This window comes from Sphingomonas sp. Mn802worker (assembly GCF_000382485.1).
Lineage (GTDB): Bacteria > Pseudomonadota > Alphaproteobacteria > Sphingomonadales > Sphingomonadaceae > Sphingomonas.
On sequence record NZ_AORY01000001.1, the window covers coordinates 73,108 to 89,998 of the forward strand.

The window sequence follows — 16,891 nt, forward strand, 5'->3', positions numbered from 1 at the left end:
GAGACGCTTGTGATGACGAAGACGAAGGGCGCGCTGCTGACGCGCCGGGCGATGGCATCGCTGCTGGGACTGGCGATCGCCGGTGGGGCGGTGGCGCAGACGGTCGACGATCAGTCGGTGCCTGACAACACCGGGCTCAACATTCCTGCCAACCTCCAGATCTTCGGCAAGCTCGACCCGAACATCCGCAAGGCGACCGCGATCGTCAACGAGTCGGTGATCACCGGCACCGATGTCGATCAACGCGTCGCGCTGATCGCGGCGGCGAACAATGCCAAGCTGACCGACGAGGATCGCGAGCGGCTGCGCTTGCAGGTACTGCGTCAGCTGATCGACGAGACCCTGCAGATCCAGCAGGCGAAGACCGCCGACATCACCGTCTCGAAGGAAGAGATCGATCAGGCGATCGCGCGCGTCGCCAAACAGTTCAACAAGTCGCCGGCCGACTTCGCCGCGTGGCTGCGTGACCAGGGTTCCTCGGACCGCTCGATGCGGCGTCAGATCGAGGGTGAGCTCGCCTGGAACCGCTATCTGCGCAAGCGGGTCGAGCCGTTCGTTAACGTCGGAGACGAAGAGGTAAAGGCGATCATCGATCGTCTGCAGGCGGCGAAAGGCACCGAGGAATATCACCTCGCCGAGATTTACCTGCCCGCCAACAGCGACCAGCAGGCACAGGTCGAGGGTCAGGCACGTCAGATCATCGGCGAAATCCAGAAGGCGCAGGCACCGTTCAGCTATTTCGCGCGCAACTATTCGGCCGCGACAACGCGGTCGGTCGGCGGCGATCTCGGCTGGGTTCGGGCGGCGCAATTGCCCGACGCGCTGTCCACCGCGAGCCAGCAGATGCAGGTCGGACAGGTTGCGGGGCCGATCCCGATTCCCGGCGGGTTCTCGATCATCTACCTCGTCGACAAACGACAAGTGCTGACCGCCGATCCGCGTGATGCCCGGCTTAGCCTGAAGCAAATGACGATCAAGTTTCCGGCGAACACGACGCAGGCGCAGGCGACCGCGCGCACCGCGCAATTCGCGGCCGAGATCCGCAAGCTGCAAGGCTGCGGCTCGGTGGAGAAGGTCGGCCAGACGCTGAACGCCGAGGTCGTGCAGAACGACACGGTACGCATCCGCGACCTGCCCGGGCCGCTCCAAGACATTATGCTGAAGCTTCAGGTCGGGCAGGCATCGCCGCCGTTCGGCTCGCCGACGGAAGGCGTTCGCACGCTGGTGCTGTGCGGGCGCGACGATCCTGTGTCGGGTCAGCTGCCCGGCGCGGAGCAGATCCAGAACCAGCTTGAGCAGCAGCGTGTCAACCTGCGCGCGCAGCAGGCGCTGCGCGACCTGCGGCGCGACGCGGTGATCGATTATCGCTGAGCCTGTCGTGGCGCCCCTCGTCGTCGCAATGGGAGACCCGGCGGGCGTCGGACCGGAGACGATCGCCAAGGCTTGGGAGGCACGTGCCGACCATGCGCTGCCGCCGTTTGTCGTCGTCGGGGACGCGCGCGCGATCGAGGCGGTATGGCAGGGTCCGATCGCACGGATCGGCGACCTGCGCGACGCGTCGCGCCAGTTCGGAACCGCGCTGCCGGTGTTGAGCCTGCACGATGCCGGTGCGGTTGTGCCGGGACAACCGAGTGCCGACGGGGCACGCGCTGCCTTTCACGCGCTGGAGACGGCAACCGGCCTAACACAATCCGGCGCCGCACGCGCGCTGGTCACTGCACCGGTCGCCAAGGCGCAGATGTACCAGGTCGGCTTCACCTATCCCGGCCAGACCGAGTTCGTGGCCGAGCGCTGCGGCGTGTCGCGCGAGAATGCGGTGATGATGCTCGCGGGCCCCTCCTTGCGTGTCGTGCCGCTGACGACGCACGTTCCGCTGGCGGACGTCTCCGGCCTGCTGACGGTCGAACTGATCCTGGCCAAGGTTCGCGTGACCGTGCGTGGATTGCGCAAGAACTTCGGCATCGCACAACCACGTCTGGCGATTGCCGGGCTCAACCCGCACGCCGGGGAGAGCGGGGCGCTCGGCCGCGAGGAGATTGACGTGGTCGAGCCAGCGATCGCACAATTGCGTGCTGAGGGGATCGACATCGACGGACCGCTCGCCGCCGATACGATGTTCCACCCGCGCGCGCGCGCGCGCTACGATGCCGCGATTTGTTGCTACCACGATCAGGCGCTGGTCCCGCTCAAGACGCTGCATTTCGACGAGGGCGTCAACATGACGCTTGGGCTGCCGATCGTCCGCACCTCGCCCGATCACGGCACGGCGTTCGGAATCGCGGGGCAGGACAAGGCGCATCCGGGCGCGATGGTCGCCGCCATCGCGATGGCCGATGCCGCGGCTACGCACCGCGAGCGCTACGCCGCACACCGCACATGAACACGCCAACGGTTGACTTGCCGCCGCTGCGTGACGTAATCGCGCGGTTCGGGCTGAATGCGTCCAAGGCGCTGGGCCAGAACTTCCTGTTCGACGCGCAGCTTCTGGCACGCATCGCTCGCATTCCCGGCGACCTGAACGATCAGGAGGTGCTGGAGATCGGCCCGGGTCCGGGCGGACTGACGCGGGCACTGCTCGCAACCGGCGCCCGCGTCACTGCAATCGAGCGTGACCGACGCTGTATTCCCGCTCTCGCCGAACTGGAGCGCGCCTATCCGGGAAAGCTGCGGGTCATCGAGGGCGATGCCACCGAGATCGACGCGCAGGCATTGTTCGAGGGCAAGCCGCACATCGTCTCCAACCTGCCCTACAATGTCGGCACGCCGTTGCTGGTGGGATGGTTGTCGGCCGAGTGGCAGCCGTGGTGGCAGTCGCTGACGCTGATGTTTCAGCGCGAGGTCGCCGACCGGATCGTCGCCGCCAGCGCCAGCGAGGCCTACGGAAGGCTGGCGGTGCTGTCGCAGTGGCGATCGACCGCGAAGCTGGCGATGCCGGTGCATCGCTCTGCCTTCACGCCGCCGCCCAAGGTCATGTCGGCGGTTGTCCACCTCACCCCGAGCGAAGAACCGGCGGGTGTGCGGCTGAACGTGCTGGAGCGGATCACCGCGGCGGCATTCGGGCAACGGCGCAAGATGTTGCGACAAAGCCTGCGGAGCGTGCCCGGCGCGCTGGAGGCGTTGGAAGCGGAGGGGATCGACCCGACGCGGCGCGCCGAAACGGTGTCCGTCGCCGAGTTCGTCGTGGTGGCGCGGCGGCTCAGCTAGCCGGTCAGTCCTTCGAGGTCGTCGTATTGACGCCCACCTGCGCGGTGGCGATCGGCGGCGGTCCCTTTGCGATGCGCGATGCCAGCGCGGTCGCCTGCGGGCACTGCCCCTTGCAGAGCGTGCGGACGCGCGCGAGGTTCTGTTTGGCACGTTCGACCGCACCCTTCGCGACCATCGCCTCGCCCTGCCCGCTTAGTGCATCGACATCGTTGGGTTCGAGCAGCAGCGCCTCGCGGTAGAGCCGGATCGCCTTGCCGGGCAGACCGCGCGCTTCGGACACGCGTGCCAGCACGACGAAGGCACCGCGGTTACGCGGATCGACCGCCAGCGCCGTCTCAAGCAGGTCGATCGCACCGTCGAGGTTGCCAGCGGTACGTGCCGCCTCGGCCTGCTTCATCAGCGCGGTGCTGCGCGGATCGATCTGATCATCGGGACGCTGCGCCTGGATCGACGTCGAGATCGAAGCCGCTGCCAGTCCGAGCGCGACGGCAACAGAAGTTAAACGCATGATCGGCTCCAGCTTCGGCACTGTTTCAACGAATTAGCATGGCGCCCGAAGGCGTGCGACAAAAAAGCCGTCGCTGTCGTCATGGGCCGGCGTGAGCCGAAGCCCGAGGCCATGTCGCCGTCCGAGCGGCAGCGACAAGGCTTCGGCCTTCCAGCCCTGATGCGCCGAAAGGAAAGCATCCACCTGATCGCGCCCTTCGGCGTCGAGCAGCGAGCAGACGATGTAGATCAGCGCACCGCCCGGCCGCACCAGCGGCGCGCCGAGCGCCAGGACATGGCGCTGCGTCGCCACGAACCGATCGATCCGTGCTGGGGTCAGCCGCCAGCGCGCCTCCGGATTGCGCCGCCACGTGCCGGTGCCCGAACAGGGCGCATCTATCAGCACGACATCGGCCACGGCGTTCAAGGGTTCGAGCGCATCACCTTCGCGTCCGGCATCGAGCAGCAGTGGCGAGACGATCGTCACACCCGCAGTGGACGCACGAGGTTCTAGCCGGCGCAGCCGCGCGCGATCGACATCCGAAGCGACGATCCGCCCCTCGTTCCGCATCGCGGCGGCAAGGGCGAGGCTCTTGCCGCCCGCACCTGCGCAGAGATCGACAACAGTCATGCCCGGCTGTGCATGGGCGGCGAGCGTCACGGCCTGGCTGCCGGCGTCCTGCACCTCCACCCGCCCGGCGAGCGGCGCGAGATCGGTGCCCGGAGGTAACCGAAACGCGTTCGCCAATCCGGCGATCGGCGTCGCCGCCGGCAGCTCGGATGCGTCCTGCTCGGCAGTGCCGCGCAGGACGTTGACGCGCACGTCAAGTGGCGCGCGACCAGTCAGCGCCACCTGTTCGGCATCGTCGAGGCCGGACGCGCGCAGCCGCTCGCGCAGCCAAGCCGGTGCGATCCCCGGCGTCGCGGTCGGCTCGTCCACATCGATCGGCGCGGGTCCGTGGGTCGAGCCATCGAAGGTCACGGCGATCGCGGGATCGGTCTTCGCAAGCGCGACCATCGCCGCACGGCCATTCGGCGGTCGTTCGCCAAGCAAACGCACCGCCGCATAGACGAGCTCGCGCACCGCGCGGCGATCCTTCGATCCGGCATAGCGGCGCTGTGCGAAGTAGCGCGCGATCAGCGTGTCGGCGGCGGCACCGCCTTCAGCCGCCGCGATGATGATCGCGTCGAGAAGGTCGATCGCGGCTTGGGTGCGTGCAGCGGGAGTCATCGGACGGCGAAGGTCATCGGAAAGCCACTAAGGTCACAGCCCTACACATGTGCGCGCAGGCGCGCGCGCGAGGGGGTAGGTTAATCACACCCGCCGCGGTGACAGAGTTACGGCGCGTAGGACAGGTCCTGCCTTACCGCGTCGGGTAATTGGGTGCCTCGCGTGTGATCGTCACATCGTGCACGTGGCTTTCCTTCAATCCCGCCCCCGTGATGCGGACGAAATTGGCGCGCTGTTGCAGGTCGGGGATCGTGGCCGAGCCGGTATAGCCCATCGCCGCCTTGATCCCGCCGACGAGCTGGTGGATGACGTCGCGCGCCGGGCCCTTGTACGGCACCTGCCCCTCGATCCCTTCGGGCACCAGCTTGAGCTGGTCACGAACCTCGCCCTGGAAATACCGATCGGCCGAGCCGCGGCCCATCGCACCAACGCTTCCCATCCCGCGATAGGATTTGTACGCACGTCCTTGATACAGGAACGTTTCTCCCGGCGCTTCCTCGGTGCCGGCGAGCAGCGAGCCGACCATGCAGGTCGCCGCCCCCGCCGCCAACGCCTTGGCGAGATCGCCCGAGGTGCGCAGGCCGCCATCGGCGATGACCGGGACGCCCAGCTTCTCGCCCGCCTCGGCGCAGTCCATCACCGCGGTCAGCTGCGGCACGCCGACGCCCGCGACGACGCGCGTGGTGCAGATCGAGCCCGGGCCGATGCCAACCTTGATCCCGTCCGCGCCCGCCTCGACCAGCGCGCGCGTTGCCTCGGCGGTGGCGACGTTGCCGGCGATGACCTGAACCGAGTTGGACAGCTTCTTGACCCGCTCGACCGCGCGCGCGACGTCGCGGTTGTGACCATGCGCGGTGTCGATCACGATCAGGTCGCACTCGGCATCTACCAGCGCCTCGGTGCGGGCAAAGCCCTTGTCGCCGACGGTGGTCGCGGCGGCGACGCGCAGGCGTCCGGCGGCGTCCTTGGTCGCATCGGGGTAGGTGACTGCCTTCTCGATATCCTTGACGGTGATGAGGCCGACGCAGCGATAGGCGTCGTCGACAACCAGCAGCTTTTCGATCCGGCGCTGGTGGAGCAGGCGGCGTGCCTCCTCCTGACCGACGCCCACCGACACCGTCGCGAGATTGTCGCGCGTCATCAACTCGGCGACCGGCTGCTTCGGGTTCTCGGCGAAGCGCACGTCGCGATTGGTCAGGATGCCGACGAGCTTCCCATCCGCCTCCACGACCGGAATGCCGCTGATCCGGTTTGCGGCCATCAGCGCCTGCGCATCCGCCAGCGTCGCCTGCGGTGTGATGGTGATCGGATTGACCACCATCCCGCTCTCAAATCTTTTCACCGCGCGAACCGCGGCGACCTGCTCCTCGACTGTCAGGTTGCGGTGGAGCACGCCCATCCCCCCCAGCTGCGCCATGACGATCGCCATGTCGGCCTCGGTCACCGTGTCCATCGCCGACGACAGCACGGGGATGTTGAGTGAGATCTCGCGCGTCACGCGCGTGCGAGTGTCGGCGTCGGTCGGCAACACCTCGGATGCGCCCGGCACGAGCAGCACGTCGTCGAAGGTAAGCCCGAGGCGGATGTCCATGAGAGCGCCGAATCCCGTCGAGTGGAGGAGTGGCGGGCCATGTAACCGCGTTCGCCCAGTTTCGCTAGGTCCGCGCGGGCGGTGGCGCTATGATCGGGTGACAGACGGTTGGGGGATGGGAATGCTGACGACGATTGCCGCGCTGCTGCTCGTATTGGTGCTGTTCTACCTGATGAGCAGCATCAAGATCGTGCGACAGGGTTACCAGTACACGATCGAGCACTTCGGCCGCTACACCACCACCGCATCGCCGGGGTTCAATTTCTATCCCGCCTTCTTCTACCGTGTCGGCCGCAAGGTGAACATGATGGAGCAGGTGATCGACATTCCGGGGCAGGAGATCATTACCAAGGACAATGCGATCGTCTCGACCGACGGTGTGGTGTTCTTCCAGGTGCTCGACGCGCCCAAGGCGGCGTACGAGGTGTCGGACCTGTACGTCGCGCTGCTGCAGCTGACGACCACCAACCTTCGCACCGTGATGGGCGCGATGGACCTCGACGAAACGCTGTCGAAGCGCGACGAGATCAACGCCCGGCTGCTCTCCGTGGTCGATCACGCGACGGTGCCATGGGGTGTCAAGATCACGCGCGTCGAGATCAAGGACATCCGCCCGCCGGCCGACATCGTTTCCGCCATGGGACGCCAGATGAAGGCCGAGCGCGAGAAGCGCGCCAACATCTTGGAGGCCGAAGGCAGCCGCGCGTCGGAGATCCTGCGCGCCGAGGGACAGAAGCAGGCGCGTATCCTGGAAGCCGAAGGACGGCGCGAGTCGGCGTACCGCGATGCGGAAGCGCGCGAGCGTGCGGCCGAAGCGGAAGCCCGCGCGACGCAGGTGGTATCGGAAGCGATCGAGAGCGGCGGCACGCAGTCGCTCAACTATTTCATCGCGCAGAAATACGTCGAGGCGGTCGGCAAGTTCGCGACCAGCCCCAACGCCAAGACGATCCTGTTCCCGGTCGAGGCGACGCAGCTGATCGGCACGCTTGGTGGGATCGGCGAGCTGGCGCGCGATGCTCTCTCGCCGCAGAACCCGACGGGCGCGAAGAAAGACAAGGCGGCGCGTGACGCGACCGCCAGCGTGCCGCGGATCAGCGGGGGCGCGACGAGCGAAGAATGAACCCCTTTATTATCTGGGGAGATTTCCTGAGCGGCATCGGCGGCGCCGGCGGCTGGCTGATCGCGGCGCTGCTGCTCGGCATCGCCGAACTGGCGATCCCCGGCGTGTTCCTCGTCTTCGTCGCGGTAGCGGCGGCGATCGTCGGACTGGCGCTGCTGGCGCTGCCCGACCTCCCGATCGCCGCGCAGATCGGTGCCTTTGCGGCGTGGAGCGTGGTGACCGTGCTGATCGGGCGACGCTGGTACCGCGACTATCCGGTCGAGGGTGACGCCGCGCGGTTGAACGATCCGGCCGCGCGACTTGTCGGCGCGGTGGTGACGGTCGAGCGCGCAATCGAACATGGATCAGGGCGCGTGACGCTGGGCGACGGCGCCTGGCCGGCGCGCGGACCGGAGCTGCCCACCGGGGTGAGCGCACGCGTCGTGGCGGTCGACGCGGGCGTGCTGGTGGTCGAGCCGCTCGACGGATGATCGACACCCGAGGACGGCTCGATCGCTCGTCTAGTCGACGGCCTCGACCCGCGCGAGCAGCGCGCCCTCGGTCACCTGCCCACCCGCCTCGGCGTTCAGCTCGGCGACCATGCCGTCGAACGGCGCGACGAGGCTGTGCTCCATCTTCATCGCCTCGAGCGTCAGCAGCTTCTGCCCCTTGGTGACGCTCGCACCCGCCGCGACCTCGACCGCGATGACGCGGCCTGGCATCGGCGACAGGATCGCGCCGTCACCCGCGCCGCCCGCCGCCGCACCGCTCGCGCGGAACGGGGCGAGGGCCCAGGTCTGTCCGCCCTCGCTGATGAGGACACTGGTGGTGACCGCTTCCTCCGCCTCCTCGGCGTCGGTGAAGTCGATGTCGATCGCCTCGCCGTCGAGCAGGAAGCGCGCAGCGCGGCGGGGGCTTGCGTTGAGACGAAAGCCGGCAAGCGGCGCAGGGCCGGCGAGCTCCGCCGCGGCGGCGGTCAGCGCTTCCTCGCTCGGGTAGGCGGGCGGCATCAGCGCCTTACCCTCGCGCGCGATCAGTCCGGTATCGACGCGTCCCGAAGCGAAGTCGGGATGGTCGAGCGCCTCGACCAGAAAGCCCGCGTTCGAGCGCACCGGCCACACCACCGCCTCGTCCAGCGCGTCGGCGAGCTGTTCGCGCGCATCCTCGCGCGTCTCGCCATGTGCGATCAGTTTGGCGATCATCGGATCATAGAAGGGCGAGATGACACTACCCTGCTCCACCCCCGTGTCGACGCGCACGTCAACGCCAAGATCGAATGCCTCCAGCGTGCCGATCGAGGGGAGAAAGCCCTTCGCCGGGTCCTCGGCATAGAGCCGCGCCTCGATCGCGTGGCCGGTGATGGTGAGTTCGTTCTGGGTGAGCGGCAGCGGCTCGCCACTCGCCACACGCAATTGCCATTCGACCAGGTCCTGCCCGGTGATCGCCTCGGTCACCGGATGCTCGACCTGCAACCGCGTGTTCATTTCCATGAACCAGATGCGGTCGGCGCGCAGGCCCTCGCTCGCATCCGCGATGAACTCGATCGTGCCGGCACCGACATAATCGACCGCCTGCGCCGCCTTGACCGCCGCTGCACAAACCGCGGCGCGGGTCGCGTCGTCCATGCCCGGCGCAGGTGCTTCCTCGATCACCTTTTGGTGGCGGCGCTGGAGCGAGCAGTCGCGCTCGAACAGGTGGACGACACTCCCATGTCGGTCGCCGAACACCTGCACCTCGATATGGCGCGGGCTCTGGATGTATTTCTCGATGAGCACACGGTCGTCGCCGAACGAGGATGCTGCCTCGCGCTGGCACGATTGCAGCGCGTCGGCGAAGGCGGCAGCGTCGTCCACCTGCCGCATCCCCTTGCCGCCGCCGCCCGCAACCGCCTTGATGAGCACGGGATAGCCGATCGCATCGGCCTCGGCGCGCAGCCGCTCGGGCGACTGGTCCGCGCCGAGATAGCCCGGCGTGACAGGGACACCCGCCGCGATCATCCGCTCCTTGGCGGCATCCTTCAATCCCATCGCGCGGATGCTGTCGGGGTTGGGGCCGACCCAGACCAGCCCGGCATCGAGCACTGCTGCCGCGAAGTCGGCATTCTCGCTGAGGAAGCCGTAGCCGGGGTGAATTGCCTCCGCCCCGCTCTCGCGCGCGGCGGCGATGATGCGATCACCGACGAGGTAGCTGTCACGCGCCGGCGAAGCGCCGATGTGCACCGCGTCATCCGACATCCGCACGTGGAGCGCATCGGAGTCAGCGTCGGAATAGACGGCCACCGTGCGGATGCCGAGCGCGCGCGCGGTGCGGATGATGCGGCAGGCGATCTCGCCGCGATTGGCGATGAGGAGCGATTGGATCATCTGGGTCACATCCGGAACACGCCGAAGCGGGGTGCCTGCTCGATGGGGGCGTTGAGGCAGGTGGTGAGGGCGAGGCCGAGCACGTCGCGCGTCTGCGCGGGGTCGATGACGCCGTCGTCCCACAATCGCGCGGTGGCGTAATAGGGATTGCCTTCGTCCTCGTACTTCTGTCGCACGGGCGCCTTGAACGCTTCTGCCTGCTCGGGCGTCCACGTGTCCGCATCGCGGTGGACCGTTGCGAGCACGCTCGCAGCCTGCTCGCCACCCATCACGCTGATGCGGCTGTTCGGCCAGCTGAACAGGAAGCGGGGCGAATAGGCGCGGCCACACATGCCATAATTGCCCGCGCCGAAGCTCCCGCCGATCAGGATCGTGATCTTGGGCACGCTGGCGGTCGCGACCGCGGTGACGAGCTTCGCGCCATGCTTGGCGATCCCCTCCGCCTCGTAGCGCCCGCCGACCATGAAACCGGAGATGTTCTGGAGGAACAACAGCGGCACGCGGCGCTGGCAGGCGAGCTCGATGAAGTGCGCGCCCTTCTGCGCCGACTCGCTGAACAACACGCCATTATTAGCAAGGATCGCGACCGGCATCCCGTGCACGTGCGCAAAGCCGCAGACGAGGCTGGTGCCGTAAAGCGCCTTGAACTCGTGAAACTCGCTCCCGTCAACCAGCCGCGCGATCACTTCGTGCACGTCGTACGGTGCACGCACGTCCTGCGGCACGATGCCGTAGAGGTCCTCGGCCGCGAACATCGGCGCGCGCGGCTCGGCGAGGTTGATCGTCGGCGCGGGCGGCGGCGGCAACGTCGACACGATGTCGCGCACGATGGTGAGCGCGTGATCGTCGTTCTCCGGGACGTGGTCGACCACACCCGAGCGGCGGCCGTGCGTCTCCGCGCCGCCCAGTTCCTCAGCCGAGATCACCTCACCCGTCGCCGCCTTCACCAGCGGCGGACCGGCGAGGAAGATCGTGCCCTGATTGCGGACGATCACCGTCTCGTCGCTCATCGCAGGGACATAGGCGCCGCCCGCGGTGCAGCTGCCCATCACGCAGGCGATCTGCGGGATCTGCAGTGCCGACATATTGGCCTGGTTGAAGAAGATGCGCCCGAAATGCTCGCGATCGGGGAACACCTCGGCCTGGTGCGGCAGGTTGGCGCCGCCCGAATCGACCAGATAGATGCACGGCAGGCGGTTCTCTGCTGCGATCTCCTGTGCGCGCAGATGCTTCTTGACGGTCAGCGGATAGTAGGTGCCGCCCTTCACGGTCGCATCGTTGCACACGATCATGACCTGCCGACCCGAGACGGTGCCGATGCCGCAGATCAGCCCCGCACCGGGGACCTGATCGTCGTATAGGCCGTTGGCGGCGAGCTGACCGATCTCGAGGAACGCGGTGCCGGGGTCGAGCAAGCGCTCGACACGGTCGCGCGGCAGCAGCTTTCCGCGAGAAGTGTGTCGATCACGCGCACGCTGGTCACCGCCGAGCGCGGCTTGCGCGACACGCTCGCGCAGTTCCTCGGCGAGCGCGCGATTGTGCGCCGCATTCGCCTGAAACGTCGCGTCGGCGGGCGACAGCTTTGTATTCAGCTTCGGCGCGCTCATTGCGCGACCGGCGGATTGTGACCGATCAGCTCGCGACCGATCAGCATGCGGCGAATCTCGTTGGTGCCCGCCCCGATGTCGAGCAGCTTGGCGTCGCGCAGGAAGCGCTCGACCGGCCAGTCCCTGGTGTAGCCGGCACCGCCCAGCGCCTGCACCGCCTCACCCGCGACCTTGAACGCGCTTTCGCTCGCCAGCAGGATCGCGCCCGCCGCGTCGAAGCGCGTCGTCTTGCCGGCATCGCACGCCTGCGCCACCGCGTAGACGTACGCCCGCGCAGAATTGAGCGCGACGTACATGTCGGCGATCTTCGCCTGCATCAGCTGAAACGCGCCGATCGGCTGGCCGAACTGCTGCCGTTCACGCACATAGGGCAGCACGACATCAAGGCACGCCTGCATGATGCCGAGCTGAATGCCCGCAAGCACCGTGCGCTCGTAATCGAGCCCGCTCATCAGCACGCCGACGCCGCCGTTCACCGGACCCATCACGTTCTCGTCGGGCACCTCGCAGTCGGTGAAGACCAGCTCGGCGGTGGGCGAGCCGCGCATCCCCATCTTGTCGATCTTCTGACCGATCGCGAAACCGGCCATGTCCTTCTCGATCAGGAAGGTGGTGATGCCGCGCGATCCGTCGCCCGTCTTTGCATAGACGACGAGCGTGTCGGCATAGGGCGCGTTGGTGATCCAGAACTTCGTGCCGTTCAGCACATAGCCGCCCTGCACCTTATCCGCGCGCAGCTTCATCGAGACGACGTCCGACCCGGCGTTCGCCTCCGACATCGCGAGGCTGCCGACGTGCTCGCCGCTGATCAGCTTGGGCAGGTACTTCGCCTTCTGCTCCGAATTGGCCCAACGTCGAATCTGGTTCACGCAGAGATTGGAGTGCGCGCCGTAGCTGAGGCCGATCGAGGCGGACGCGCGCGCGACCTCTTCCTGCGCCACGACATGCTCGAGATAGCCGAGCCCCAGCCCGCCGTCCTCTTCCGCCACCGTGATGCCGTGCAGGCCAAGCTCACCCATCGCAGGCCATAGCTCAGCACGCGGGAACCAGTCCTCGGCGTCGATCCTCGCCGCCAAGGGTGCGATCTTGTCGGTCGCGAACCGCCGCGTGGTATCGCGGATCATCTCGGCATTGTCGCCGAGCGCGAAGTCCATTTCTGCCACAGGCCTCTCCTTTGCGTCGCGTGTACCAGCCGTCGACACCCTGCGCAAAATTGAAGTTGCGAGACTTACATTATAGATCGGCTCTATGATCGACCGCTATCACCTGCGTTACTTTCTCGCCGTGATCGACCGCGGCAATTTTTCGCGCGCGGCGGACGCCTGCAACGTGTCGCAGCCGACGCTGTCGGTCGGTATCGCCAAGCTGGAGAAGGCGCTGGGAAAGCCGCTCTTCCTGCGCAGCAACCGGCGGGTCGAGCTCACCGAGGCGGGCACGCTGCTGGCCGAGCAGGCGCGGCGGATCGAGGCAGGCTTCCTGGCGGCCGAACGCGCGGTGGGCGAGAGCGCGATGGTCGAGACGGTCAGACTGGGTGTCGTCGGCACGATCGCGCCGGACTGGATCGATCGGCTGCTCCGCGCGCACCGGCTGGCAGGCGGCGGACGGCTGGAGTTGTACGAAGGACGCGAGCGCGAGCTGAGCGATCGGTTGGCAAGCGGGCGGATCGATGCGGCGCTGACCATCGTGCGCGCAGGAACCGGCCCGCACGACGTGATCGTCAAGGAAGGCTATGCGATGGCGCTGCCGCCCTTTCACCCGCTTGCCGGACGCACGCACGTCGCGGCCGAGGAACTGGCGGGCGAGCCGATGATCGTGCGCCGCCACTGCGAGGCACTGGCGGACACCAGCCGGCATTTCACGACGTACGGCGTCCGCCCCTTCTTTGCCGCGCGAACGGCGAGCGACGAGCGCGCGCTCCGTTACGTGCGCGAAGGATTGGGCGTCACCTTGGTGCCGGAAAGCTATGCCGGCGCCGGACTCGCCTGCCCGCGACTGGACGGCTTCGACCTGACGCGGACGCTCGGGCTGGTTTATGCGCCGCACATCGATCGGGTACGCCTCGCAGGCGGCGCGCTCGCCCGCGCGATCGCGCAGCTCGGTCAATTCTCCGGCTGAGCCCGCCCGATCGTCGCGTGGTGGCGCAGCACCGCCATGAACTGCTCCTGCAACGCGGTCGGATACCAGTCTCGCCGCGTGATCGCGCCAATCGTGCGCATCGTGTCGGGCACATATGACTGGATCGTCACGAGTGAGCCCGACTCAATCTCGGCGCTGACCTGATCGGGCGACAGCAGCGTCAGGAAATCGCTCCGCACCAGCACGCCGCGGATCAAGGCGACCGAGCCACACTGGATCGGCGCGTCGGGCCGAGGCTTATCGGCATGGTCGAACATCTGCTGCCAACGATCGAGCAATCCTGAGGCACGACGCGCGACGATCCACGGATAGTCTGCCAAGTCCTCGAACCCAGCCTCACTGCCTTCGCTTCGCTGCGCCAGCGGATGCTCGGCGCGGCCGATGATCGTCAGGCGATCGGTGAACAGCGGTTCCTGCAACAGCTCGCGCCCGGGATGATCGCGCAGCGCGCCGATCAGCATGTCGATGCGACCCGAGCGCAGCAGCTCGACCAGTTCGAGATACGACCCCTCGACCACGTCGACGCGCGCCGCCGGATGATCGCGCAGCAGGTCGGCGAGCGTCGCCGGCAACAGCAGCGAACGCGACAGCGCCATTGCGCCGATCGCGAGTCGCCCGCCCTTCCCGCTCGACTCCTCCAGTGCGGTGGTCAGTTCGGCGTGCGCGAGGTTGAACCCTTGCGCCAACGTCGTGCCCGCGCGCGTCAGCCCCACGCCGCGTCCGCGCCGCTCGACCAAAGCGGTGCCGCTCAACTGCTCCAGGTCGCGCACAGCGCGGTGGAGCGCCGGCACCGACACGCCCGCGCTTTCCGCCGCGCGCATGAAGCTGCCCGCTCCGGCCAGGTTGATGAGGCCGCGGACATGCGCGGTGGTCAGGTAATTGTGCGGGTCGCCCTTCTGCGGCGTCGCGCTGGAACGGCGAAACGCGCGCGAGATGCGGGTGAGCGCGTGATCGACGCGGCGAACGATGCGCCGTCCCGCCGCGGTCGGCGACACGCCCGAGGCGGTGCGGTCGAACAAGGCGACGCCGAACGCGGCCTCAAGCTTGGCCAGCGCTTGACTGAGCGCGGGCTGCGACACCCCGGATTGGCGCGCGGCCAAACTGAGGCTTCCTGCCTCGGCGATGCCAAGCAGCAGGCGCAGATGACGCAGGTTGAGCTCGTGCGCGGCCGTCATCGCTGTTTTTTAACACAGGCTTATACCATTCCGCTATTCAGATTTGAACATCCGCACACGCCGGCTTTAACGTTGCACAATATTGCCCGTGTGTGGGCGGAGAGGATCAATCCATGCTGATGCAACCCGCCGTCGCGACGACGAGCACCTCCGGCACCCCGCCGACCAGCCACCGCGCACTGATCGAGTGGGTCGAGCAGATCGCCGCCCACACGCAACCTGACCAGGTCCACTGGTGCGACGGGTCGCAGGCCGAGTGGGACGCGCTGTCCGAGCAACTGGTACAGGCCGGCACGCTGGTGCGGCTCAACCCTGAGCTTCGCCCCGACAGCTTCTATGCACGCTCCGATCCACGCGACGTCGCGCGAGTCGAGAGCCGCACCTTCATCTGTTCGGATGCAGAGGCCGACGCAGGCCCGACCAACAATTGGATTAAGCCGGGCGAGATGCGCGGCAAGCTCGACGGACTGTTCGCGGGTTCGATGCGCGGCCGCACCATGTACGTCGTGCCGTACTGCATGGGACCGATCGGGTCGGACAAGAGCGCGATCGGCGTCGAGCTGACCGACAGCGCCTATGTCGTCCTTTCCATGCGCATTATGACCCGTATGGGCACCCCTGCGCTCGACATGCTGGGCGAGGACGGCTTCTTCGTCCGCTGCGTTCATACGGTCGGCATGCCGCTGACCGAGGGGCAGGATGACGTCGCCTGGCCGTGCAACGAAGAGAAGTGGATCGTCCATTTTCCCGAAACGCGCGAAATCTGGTCCTACGGGTCGGGCTACGGCGGCAATGCGCTGCTCGGCAAGAAGTGCTTCGCGCTGCGCATCGCCAGCGTCATGGCGCGCGACGAGGGCTGGTTGGCCGAGCACATGCTGATCCTCAAGCTCACCAACCCGGCGGGCAAAGTGCATTACGTCGCGGCCGCCTTCCCGAGCGCGTGCGGCAAGACGAACCTTGCAATGCTTGAGCCGACGGTGCCGGGATGGAAGGCCGAGACGGTCGGCGACGACATCGCCTGGATGCGGTTCGGCAAGGACGGGCGGCTCTACGCGATCAACCCGGAGGCGGGCTTCTTCGGCGTCGCACCGGGCACGGGTCCCGCGACCAACAAGAACGCGATCGACACGCTGTCGGGCACGTGCATCTTCACCAATACGGCGCTGACCGCCGACGGCGACGTCTGGTGGGAAGGCTTGTCGGACACCCCGCCCGAGGGGCTGACCGACTGGACCGGCGTGCCCTACGATCCCGCCAGCGGCAAGCCTGCCGCGCACCCCAATGCGCGCTTCACCGCGCCAGCCGCACAATGCCCGTCGATCGCCGACGAATGGCAGTCGCCCGAAGGCGTGCCGATCAGCGCGTTCCTGTTCGGCGGTCGTCGCGCGAGCGCGGTGCCGCTGGCCGTCGAGGCGTTCGACTGGGAGCACGGCGTCTACCTGGCCGCCAACATCGCATCGGAAGGTACCGCCGCAGCCGAGGGCAAGGTCGGTGCGCTGCGCCGCGATCCCTTCGCGATGCTGCCGTTCTGCGGCTACAACATGGGCGATTACTTCAACCACTGGGTCAGGATCGGCGCCAAGGCGCAGTCCGACGCCGCCGTCCTGCCGCGCATCTTCATGGTCAATTGGTTCCGCAAGGACGAGAATGGCAAGTTCGTCTGGCCCGGCTTCGGCGAGAATTTGCGCGTGCTGAAGTGGATCGTCGACCGGATCGAAGGCGAGGCGGACGCGATCGAGACGCCGATCGGGCATCTGCCGACTGCCAAGGCGCTTGATGTCGGCGCGCTCGGCCTGTCCGCCGAGGCAGTCGACACGTTGCTGTCGGTTGATCCGGTCACATGGACCGAGGAGGCCGCACGCAACCGCACGTTCCTGGAAGAATTCGGTGCGCCGATCCCGCCCGCGCTGATGCGGCAGCAGCAGGCGCTTGAGGAGCGATTGGCCAACGCTTGACGAGTGATAAGGCGGCGACATACGCGTTCGCCGCCGATACGGCG

The 16,891-nt window shown here is 67.4% G+C and carries 14 protein-coding genes; 7 read left to right on the plus strand and 7 right to left on the minus strand.

From position 1 onward, the window contains the following. Nucleotides 1-12 precede the first annotated feature (12 nt). The 3 genes from SMN802W_RS0100360 to rsmA are packed head-to-tail and all read left to right on the plus strand — an operon-like array spanning nt 13 to nt 3,204. Complete coding sequence (locus SMN802W_RS0100360; RefSeq protein WP_019514892.1) at nt 13-1,371, plus strand: peptidylprolyl isomerase; 1,359 nt, start codon at nt 13-15, stop codon at nt 1,369-1,371. A 7-nt stretch (nt 1,372-1,378) separates the two neighbouring features. Further along, complete coding sequence (pdxA, locus tag SMN802W_RS0100365) at nt 1,379-2,380, plus strand: 4-hydroxythreonine-4-phosphate dehydrogenase PdxA (RefSeq protein ID WP_026325581.1); 1,002 nt, start codon at nt 1,379-1,381, stop codon at nt 2,378-2,380. Beyond that, on the plus strand, nt 2,377-3,204 hold the full coding sequence (rsmA, locus tag SMN802W_RS0100370; RefSeq protein WP_026325582.1) for a 16S rRNA (adenine(1518)-N(6)/adenine(1519)-N(6))-dimethyltransferase RsmA: 828 nt from the start codon (nt 2,377-2,379) through the stop codon (nt 3,202-3,204). The genes pdxA and rsmA overlap by 4 nt, the downstream gene beginning before the upstream one ends. A 4-nt stretch (nt 3,205-3,208) precedes the next feature. On the opposite strand, the gene SMN802W_RS0100375 is transcribed toward rsmA, so the two are convergent. The 3 genes from SMN802W_RS0100375 to guaB all read right to left on the minus strand — a co-directional run bounded on the left by SMN802W_RS0100375 (nt 3,209) and on the right by guaB (nt 6,512). After that, on the minus strand, nt 3,209-3,712 hold the full coding sequence (locus SMN802W_RS0100375; protein WP_037522794.1) for a tetratricopeptide repeat protein: 504 nt from the start codon (nt 3,710-3,712) through the stop codon (nt 3,209-3,211). Between the two features lie 33 nt (nt 3,713-3,745). Then, nucleotides 3,746-4,921 carry an RsmB/NOP family class I SAM-dependent RNA methyltransferase gene (locus SMN802W_RS0100380; protein WP_019514896.1) on the minus strand — a complete coding sequence of 392 codons (1,176 nt, stop codon included), beginning with the start codon at nt 4,919-4,921 and terminating at the stop codon, nt 3,746-3,748. A gap of 133 nt (nt 4,922-5,054) precedes the next feature. Beyond that, nucleotides 5,055-6,512, minus strand: a complete 1,458-nt coding sequence (gene guaB / locus SMN802W_RS0100385) for an IMP dehydrogenase (protein ID WP_019514897.1) — start codon at nt 6,510-6,512, stop codon at nt 5,055-5,057. A 121-nt stretch (nt 6,513-6,633) separates the two neighbouring features. Between guaB and SMN802W_RS16090 the strand changes: the two genes are divergently transcribed. Together SMN802W_RS16090 and SMN802W_RS0100395 are read left to right on the plus strand one after the other, a co-directional pair. Continuing rightward, on the plus strand, nt 6,634-7,632 hold the full coding sequence (locus tag SMN802W_RS16090) for an SPFH domain-containing protein (RefSeq protein WP_019514898.1): 999 nt from the start codon (nt 6,634-6,636) through the stop codon (nt 7,630-7,632). Beyond that, nucleotides 7,629-8,102: an NfeD family protein gene (locus SMN802W_RS0100395; RefSeq protein ID WP_019514899.1), complete on the plus strand. Its 474-nt coding sequence runs from the start codon at nt 7,629-7,631 to the stop codon at nt 8,100-8,102. Before SMN802W_RS16090 ends, SMN802W_RS0100395 begins: the two co-directional genes overlap by 4 nt. Before the next feature lie 30 nt (nt 8,103-8,132). On the opposite strand, the gene SMN802W_RS0100400 is transcribed toward SMN802W_RS0100395, so the two are convergent. From SMN802W_RS0100400 to SMN802W_RS0100410, 3 genes are read right to left on the minus strand one after another with little or no spacing between them, the layout of a single operon-like run. Then, complete coding sequence (locus SMN802W_RS0100400) at nt 8,133-9,974, minus strand: acetyl/propionyl/methylcrotonyl-CoA carboxylase subunit alpha (RefSeq protein ID WP_026325583.1); 1,842 nt, start codon at nt 9,972-9,974, stop codon at nt 8,133-8,135. A gap of 5 nt (nt 9,975-9,979) precedes the next feature. Continuing rightward, nucleotides 9,980-11,581 carry a carboxyl transferase domain-containing protein gene (locus SMN802W_RS0100405; RefSeq protein ID WP_019514901.1) on the minus strand — a complete coding sequence of 534 codons (1,602 nt, stop codon included), beginning with the start codon at nt 11,579-11,581 and terminating at the stop codon, nt 9,980-9,982. Further along, nucleotides 11,578-12,735, minus strand: coding sequence for an isovaleryl-CoA dehydrogenase (locus tag SMN802W_RS0100410; protein ID WP_019514902.1), 1,158 nt, complete (start codon nt 12,733-12,735; stop codon nt 11,578-11,580). Before SMN802W_RS0100410 ends, SMN802W_RS0100405 begins: the two co-directional genes overlap by 4 nt. Before the next feature lie 94 nt (nt 12,736-12,829). Between SMN802W_RS0100410 and SMN802W_RS0100415 the strand changes: the two genes are divergently transcribed. Next, on the plus strand, nt 12,830-13,696 hold the full coding sequence (locus SMN802W_RS0100415; protein WP_019514903.1) for a LysR family transcriptional regulator: 867 nt from the start codon (nt 12,830-12,832) through the stop codon (nt 13,694-13,696). Here the strand turns inward: SMN802W_RS0100415 and SMN802W_RS0100420 are convergent. Next, nucleotides 13,681-14,892, minus strand: a complete 1,212-nt coding sequence (locus SMN802W_RS0100420) for a LysR family transcriptional regulator (protein ID WP_019514904.1) — start codon at nt 14,890-14,892, stop codon at nt 13,681-13,683. The genes SMN802W_RS0100415 and SMN802W_RS0100420 overlap by 16 nt on opposite strands. A gap of 113 nt (nt 14,893-15,005) precedes the next feature. Between SMN802W_RS0100420 and SMN802W_RS0100425 the strand changes: the two genes are divergently transcribed. Continuing rightward, nucleotides 15,006-16,847 carry a phosphoenolpyruvate carboxykinase (GTP) gene (locus SMN802W_RS0100425; protein WP_019514905.1) on the plus strand — a complete coding sequence of 614 codons (1,842 nt, stop codon included), beginning with the start codon at nt 15,006-15,008 and terminating at the stop codon, nt 16,845-16,847. Nucleotides 16,848-16,891: the final 44 nt, after the last annotated feature.